The organism is Streptomyces ureilyticus (assembly GCF_011045025.1).
Lineage (GTDB): Bacteria > Actinomycetota > Actinomycetes > Streptomycetales > Streptomycetaceae > Streptomyces > Streptomyces ureilyticus.
Genome location: NZ_JAAKZX010000359.1, coordinates 1 through 5,119, shown reverse-complemented (window position 1 = coordinate 5,119; position 5,119 = coordinate 1). Strand labels below are relative to the sequence as shown.

The 5,119-nt window shown below is 69.8% G+C and carries 5 protein-coding genes; 3 read left to right on the top strand and 2 right to left on the bottom strand.

Annotation, left to right across the window (positions count from 1 at the left end; all coding sequences use genetic code 11):
• Positions 1–289: 289 nt before the first annotated feature.
• On the bottom strand, positions 290–1,807 hold the full coding sequence (locus G6048_RS46590; RefSeq protein WP_165345671.1) for an ankyrin repeat domain-containing protein: 1,518 nt from the start codon (positions 1,805–1,807) through the stop codon (positions 290–292).
• Between the two features lie 83 nt (positions 1,808–1,890).
• A complete protein-coding gene (locus G6048_RS46585; protein ID WP_165345670.1) occupies positions 1,891–2,781 on the bottom strand; it encodes a hypothetical protein in 891 nt (296 codons plus the stop codon).
• A gap of 100 nt (positions 2,782–2,881) precedes the next feature.
• On the opposite strand from G6048_RS46585, the gene G6048_RS46580 reads away from it, so the two are divergent.
• The 3 genes from G6048_RS46580 to G6048_RS46570 all read left to right on the top strand — a co-directional run.
• Positions 2,882–3,229 (top strand): chorismate mutase, encoded by a 348-nt coding sequence (locus tag G6048_RS46580; RefSeq protein ID WP_165345669.1) that lies wholly within the window; start codon positions 2,882–2,884, stop codon positions 3,227–3,229.
• 149 nt (positions 3,230–3,378) lie between these two features.
• On the top strand, positions 3,379–3,912 hold the full coding sequence (locus G6048_RS46575) for a response regulator (protein WP_165345668.1): 534 nt from the start codon (positions 3,379–3,381) through the stop codon (positions 3,910–3,912).
• 130 nt (positions 3,913–4,042) lie between these two features.
• Positions 4,043–5,119, top strand: a 1,077-nt coding sequence (locus G6048_RS46570) for a M1 family aminopeptidase (RefSeq protein ID WP_268979453.1), incomplete at its 3' end; no start/stop codon positions are given.

The following is a 5,119-nucleotide window of genomic DNA, read 5'->3' as shown; positions in this document are numbered from 1 at the left end:
GTCTGAGGCGGGGGATGCGGCGCGCAAGTTGCTTGCGGGGGCGGAGGAGCCGGGGGCTGCGTACGGCGCCTGAGCGCTCCGCTGGGTTGGGCGGTTTTCGGGTGCGGGTTGTTTGTGGCTGGTCGCGCAGTTCCGGGGAGCGCCCCTTTTAGGGGCGCGGGGAACTGCGCAACCAGCCACGACGCACCCGCAGCCGTGACACGCGGTGTCACTCCCCACCCCTTGACGGGGGGGCTGGGACGCAGCCCCAGTTTCGGGAAGGGGCGGGCTTGGGGAAAGAACCCCCTCGTCAGATCCGACGCGGCAGCGTAGACGCCAGCAGCGTCCGAACCCGGTCGTCCCGTATGTGCTCGACCGCCTCCTCCGCGGTAGCGCGCGGCGTACTGTCAGGCCGCTCCTCGGCAAGCAACCGCTCCAGCACGGGGATCGCGCGCGAATCCTGACGCACGGCCAACCCTCGCGCCGCCTCCGCCACCACTTCCGCATCCGCGTCGCCCAGCAGCGCGGCCAGCGCATCCCGCAGCGCGGGCGTATCCGCGTCGAGCACGGCCAACGCCGTAGTCGCCCAGTTGCGCACGTCCCTGTCGACGTCACGAGACAGGGCGACGAGCCGCGCGACGCCCTCCGCGTGCGAGGCGGGAACCAGCCCGCACAGCGCCACGGCGACCGCGCGCCGTACGCCGGTGTCCGCGTGGCGGGCGTGCCGGAGGATCTCGGGAAGCGCGGCGGGATCCTGGTGCTGCCCGAGCGCCGCGACCACGGACCGCAGCGTCAACGGGTCCTGGACAGCACGCGCCAACTCCCGCAGCAGCGGCACGCTTTGGGCCACATACGGCCGTACGGCCGCCCCGGCCTGATCCGGCCCACCCTCCGCCCCCAACCGCCCCAGCACATCCGCCCCGAACGCCTGCCGCAACGGATGCGCGCCGTCCCCGCACCACAGCACCGCCGCCCGAAACGTCTCCTCGTCGCCGCGCCGCACGAGGGCGCTCACCGCCTCGGTCCAGTCGTCGTTGTCGGGGTCGGCGCAGCGCAGGGCGCGGTCGGCGAGTTCCGGGGCGGGGGCCGCGATGCCCAGCGAGGTCTCCAGGACGGTGACGATGGCGGCGTGGCCCGTCTGATGGTCGTTGCCCCAGGTGTGGTGGCCCTCCCCGGCCTTCAGGAACCTGACCTCGACGGTCACGCCGCCGTCCTCCCGGAAGCGGCGGGTGACGCACTCATGGCCGGGCCCGTGCGTGTGCTCCAGGCCCGCCCGCAGCTCCGCCGCCACATCGAGGGTCAGCCAGCGCCGGGCCTCGGTCAGCGCCTCGGACCGGGCCCGCGCCCCGTGCTCGAGCAGGGCGCGTACGCAGCCGAGGGAACCGCGGCGCGCGGCCGTCACCAGCGAAGGCTCTCCGGTGGGGCCCGGACGGTTAGGGTCCGCGCCGCCCGTCAGGAGCGCGGCGACCACGGACGCGTGGCCGCGCACGACAGCCCAGGCCATGGCCGTGAACCCGAACTCCTCCACCAGATCCGGCCGCGCCCCGGCCGCCAGCAGCGCTCGTACGACCTCCGTGTGCCCGCCGCACGCCGCTCCGCACAGCGGCGAGTCCGTGCCCGAGCTGAGCCGGTCCGGTTCGGCTCCGGCCGCCAGGAGGAGGCGTACGACACCCGGATCGTCCGTCATGGTCGCCAGATACAGGACCGTCTGCCCGTCCTCGTCCACCGACTCCGGACTCGCGCCCGCGCGCAGCATCCGTACGACCGCGTCCTCGTCGTCCTCGTACACGGCGGTGAACAGACCGGCCGCCAGATCGTGCGTGTTCATCCTTCGACCTTCGCCCGTCAGGCACGTATAGGGCAAAGCATTTCGCCATGAATCACGTGACCTTGCCCATACGTCGCACTGGGTTACGTGTCGCACTCCAGCACCGTGCGGCACAGACCGCAGCGGGCCCGCACCCGGCCCCGTACCGGCACCCGGATCCGCTGATGGCAGGTCGGGCAGGGAAACGACACGCGCAGCGGGCCATGGCCGTCGGGGGTGAAGTCGTACGGGACGCCGACGGGACGGCCGAGGTGGTCCTGGGCGTGACGGCGGTCCTTCGCGTAGCGGCGGCGGCCCACCCAGCCGGCCGCGGTCAGCGGCGGCTGCTGCTCGTCGTGGCGGGCCCGCGCCACCCCCTTCGTGTACGCCGTGTACGCCTGCGCGCTGGTGAACCACGTCGACGGATCCTCGCCGAAGACCAGCGACCGCTTGGCAAGGACGTAACCGAACTCCTCCGGAGTCAGATAGCCGAGCTTCTGCGAGGAGGCACCGTCCTCGCGGAACGCGTCGAGCAGCAGCCAGCCCGCGCCCAGATACGTCGTCGCGGTGTCCGTGAGGATCTCGTTGTCACGTGTGCCGGGGAACGACAGGTCCAGACGGTGCAGGTACACGTGCATGATCTCGTGGGCGAGGGCCGCCCCGATGTCCCTGCGGTGGGTGCGGAAGCGGTCGTTCAGCTCGATGAAGTACTCGGGTCCCGCGGCGAGTTCGACATTCGCCGCATGGTGCATCTCGCGGAAGCTGACGATCATGCGGGCGTCCGGCAGCCGGAAGTGCTGGACCAGCTCGCGGGCCACGCGCTGGGCCCCCAGGTACAGGTCGTCATGATCGGCGAACGCCACGTCGGCGGGGGCCACGCTGGTGTCGAAGGTGCGGATGGTGTCGTACGAGAGCCGCTTGTACAGCGCGGTGATCGCCGCCCGCACCGTGTCCAGGTGCGGGTAGCCATGCTCGACGGGACCGCCGTTCGCCACGCCCGCACCCCCAAGAGGCCCTGAACCCACATCCACGATAATCCCCGGCGCTCGCGGGTGGCGTCGAAGGCCCGTGGGACGGGTCGTAGGGTGAACGCTCATGACCACCAGCGACAACGGAACCTCAGGCGTGGACCCGGCCGTCCGCGCCGAGCTCGACCGGCTGCGCGACAGCATCGACAACATCGATGCCGCCGTCGTCCATATGCTCGCCGAGCGCTTCAAGTGCACCCAGCAGGTCGGCCACCTCAAGGCAGCCCACCAGCTGCCGCCCGCCGACCCGGCCCGTGAGGCCCACCAGATCGCCCGGCTGCGCCGGCTCGCGGAGAACGCCAAACTCGACCCCGCGTTCGCCGAGAAGCTCCTCAACTTCGTCATCGCCGAGGTCATCCGGCACCACGAGAGCATCGCCGGCAACGCCAACAACGGCGGCGTTTCGACCGGCTGACCCCACTCCTCGCACTTTTGTCCGCGCACCCCCTCGGCCTCAGGGCCGAAATGAGGCATCCTGCGCGGAGTACTCCTTGTCAGTCTGTGAGTACTCCCTGTCAGCCAGTCCGGGCACACTGGTTGTCCAGAACGAGGGGACTTCGCGCGATGCCGTCGGATGCCAAGATCCTCATCGTCGACGACCATGAGGAAACGCTCTACGCGCTGGAAAGCGCCCTGGCCCCGCTCGGCTACCGGCTGGCACGCGCCACCAGCGGCGACGCCGCCCTCAAGGAAGTCCTGCGCGGCCAGGTCGGACTGCTCGTCCTCGATGTGCACATGCCCGACGTCAACGGCTTCGACGTCGTCCGCTATCTGTGCCGCCTGGAACAGACCCAGCACATCCCGGTCATCCTGGTCACCGGTTTCGGCCCGGACGCCGAACTCACCACCACCGCCTTCCGGCTCGGCGTCGCCGACCTGGTCATGAAACCCATAGACCCCTGGGCCCTGCGCACCAAGGTGCGTTACCTGTACGACGCCCACCAGAGATACCTGCGGATGAGACAGGAGGTGCGCGAACTCCGGGCGCTGGTAAAGGAGTTACCGCCGCCGAACCAGACCATCGAACCCGACCCCCGCCTCGACACCCGCGTACCGCCGCAGCGGCCGATCCTCCGCGAGCACGACCAGACCGCGTAGGACCACCTGCGATCACGTACGACCACGTAGACCACTTCCGTACGACCACGTAGACCACTTCCGTACGAGGCAGTCGACCGGAACCGCACCTCACCTGCGCCGCGCCCCGCCCATCAGGCAGCATGTCCCCATGTCCGTACTGACGCGCGCCGAAGCGCAGACCCGTGCCCGGCTTCTCGACGTCCACCGCTACCAGATCGAGCTCGACCTGACGCGCGGCGACGAACTCTTCGATTCCCGCACCGTCATCCACTTCACGGTGCGGAGCGAACTGGAGGCCGTGGACACCTTCGTCGAGCTCAAGCCCGCCGAGCTGCGCAACGCCCTCCTCGACGGACACCACCTGGACCTGGACACCCTGGACGAGAACCGGCTGCCCCTGAAAGACCTCACCCCGGGCGAGCACGAACTGCGCATAGACGCCGTCATGCGCTACTCGCGCACCGGCGAGGGCATGCACCGCTTCACCGACCCCACCGACGGCGAAACGTACCTCTACACCCAGATGTCCCTGGAAGACGTCCAGTCCGTCTTCCCCGCCTTCGACCAGCCCGACCTCAAAGCCGTCTTCGAACTGTCGATAAAGGCACCCGAAGACTGGACCGTCCTCGCCAACGCCATCACCGAGCACCAGGGCGACGGCCTGTGGAAGGCGGCGCCCACCCCGCTGATCTCCACCTACCTCGTCGCGGTCGCCGCCGGCCCCTGGCACTCGGTACGCACCGAACACCGCGGCCTGCCTTTCGGCATCCACTGCCGCCGCTCGCTGGCCCCGTACCTGGACGCCGACGCCGACGAACTCCTCGCCATCACCCGCGCCTGCTTCGACCGCTACCACGAGAAGTTCGAGGAGCCCTACCCCTTCGACTCCTACGACCAGGCCTTCGTCCCCGAGTTCAACTTCGGCGCCATGGAGAACCCCGGCCTCGTCACCTTCCGCGACGAGTTCGTCTACCGCTCCGCCGTCACCGACACCGAACGCCAGACCCGCGCCATGGTCATCGCCCACGAAATGGCCCACATGTGGTTCGGCGACCTCGTCACCCTGCGCTGGTGGGACGACATCTGGCTGAACGAGTCCTTCGCCGAGTACATGGGCTACCAGACCCTCATCGAAGCGACCCGATTCACCGGGACTTGGACCGACTTCGGCGTCACCCGCAAACCCTGGGGTTACGAAGCCGACCAGCGGCCCTCCACCCACCCC